Origin of the sequence: Chitinophaga sp. (assembly GCF_036566945.1) — a bacterium.
In the GTDB taxonomy this organism is placed as follows: domain Bacteria; phylum Bacteroidota; class Bacteroidia; order Chitinophagales; family Chitinophagaceae; genus Chitinophaga.
Window position 1 is genome coordinate 1 of sequence record NZ_DATCVJ010000541.1, and the last position, 1,567, is coordinate 1,567.

A 1,567-nucleotide genomic window follows, 5' to 3' on the forward strand; every position below is an offset into this window, starting at 1 on the left:
GTTAATTTTTCTGCATTATCTTTGCACCAGTTCTTTAAATAGCTTATCAAGAAAGGAGGAGGGACATGGCCCGACGATACCTTAGCAACCATCACTGCGCAAGCAGTGAAAGGTGCTGCATCCATCCCGGTTGAATAACCAGGAAAGATAAGTCAGATTCTAAGTTTTACGATACATTATTATTGATATAATGATAAAACTCATCTGGCTCCCAGGTGAGTTTTTTTTATGCCCCTGCCTACCCTTGATATGCTCATTTAACGGACCTGTTTAATCAATTTTCATCAAACTAAAAATCAAAAAACAGATGAGCACAATTACTGAACTGATCCACTCTATTCCCGTAGACCCACACACCGGCGCCATTGCAGTGCCTATTTACCAGACCTCTACTTTTGTACAGGATGCCCCCGGCCTAAACAAAGGATACGACTATGCCCGCTCCAATAATCCAACCCGCGAAACAGCAGAGAAAATTATTGCGAAACTGGAAGGCGGTGCTACCGCTTCTGCCTTCTCCAGCGGATTAGCGGCCATCGACGCGGTGATCAAACTCTTGAAATCCGGCGACGAAATTGTAGCCGTAGATGATATCTATGGCGGCGCTTTCCGTCTCTTTAATAAAGTATATGAGAAGTTTGGTATCAAAGTAAACTACGTGGATACATCGGATACGCAGGCGGTGTTTAATGCGATTACGCCGGCTACCCGTTTGATATGGCTGGAAACACCCACCAATCCTACGTTGAAGATCTCTGATATTGCAGCTATTGGCCGCATTGCAAAGGCACATAACTGTTTGTTCTGCGTAGATAACACCTTCGCTTCCCCCATATTGCAGAAGCCTTTGCAGCTCGGTGCAGATCTGGTGATCCACAGTGCCACCAAGTATCTCGGCGGACACAGTGACCTGATTGCCGGCGTGGTAGTGTCCAAAACAATACAACTGGGAGAAGAGATCAAATTTTACCAGAATGCCTGTGGCGCAATACTGTCGCCCTTCGATAGTTTCCTGCTCATACGTGGTATAGAAACCCTGCACCTGCGCATCAAACAACATGGTATCAATGCACAGGCATTAGCAGAATACCTGGAGAAACATCCGGCGGTAGAAAAAGTATTCTATCCCGGCCTGCCTTCCCATAAAGGACATGAGCTGGCAAAGCAGCAGAGTAAAGGGTTTGGAGGTATTATTTCTTTCACCCTGAAAGAAGATACGACCGAAGCTGCTACCGCATTTGTGACGTCTACCCATTACTTTAAACTGGCGGAAAGTCTGGGTGGCATCAAGAGCTTAGTTTGCCATCCGGCTGCTATGACGCATAAATCTATTCCTGCAGAAAAGAGAAAAGCCGCCGGGGTAAGCGATAGTTTGATTCGCTTATCGGTAGGACTTGAAGAAACGGAAGACCTGCTGGCCGACCTGGAACAGGCGTTTACGAAACTGCCGGTACCCGCCCACGCAGAAAGCGCGTTGTCAGCATAGCAGCTACGTTGTCGCCCGTGGCATTGAGTATCGTCGCCAGCGGATCTACCAGCGTACCAATGATCATCAGCGGCGGGAGCG

Annotated in this window: 1 protein-coding gene and 1 riboswitch; the gene reads left to right on the plus strand. The window is 47.5% G+C overall.

Annotated features, from left to right (window positions below; translation table 11 throughout):
• The first annotated feature begins 40 nt into the window (after window positions 1-40).
• Window positions 41-154, plus strand: a riboswitch (SAM riboswitch).
• A gap of 153 nt (window positions 155-307) precedes the next feature.
• Window positions 308-1,486 (plus strand): PLP-dependent aspartate aminotransferase family protein, encoded by a 1,179-nt coding sequence (locus VIP81_RS16600; RefSeq protein ID WP_331963184.1) that lies wholly within the window; start codon window positions 308-310, stop codon window positions 1,484-1,486.
• Window positions 1,487-1,567: the final 81 nt, after the last annotated feature.

Coding starts and splice junctions, on each gene's coding strand:
- VIP81_RS16600 (WP_331963184.1), top strand. CDS start 308: ATGAGCACAATTACTGAACTGATCCACTCTATTCCCGTAGACCCACAC.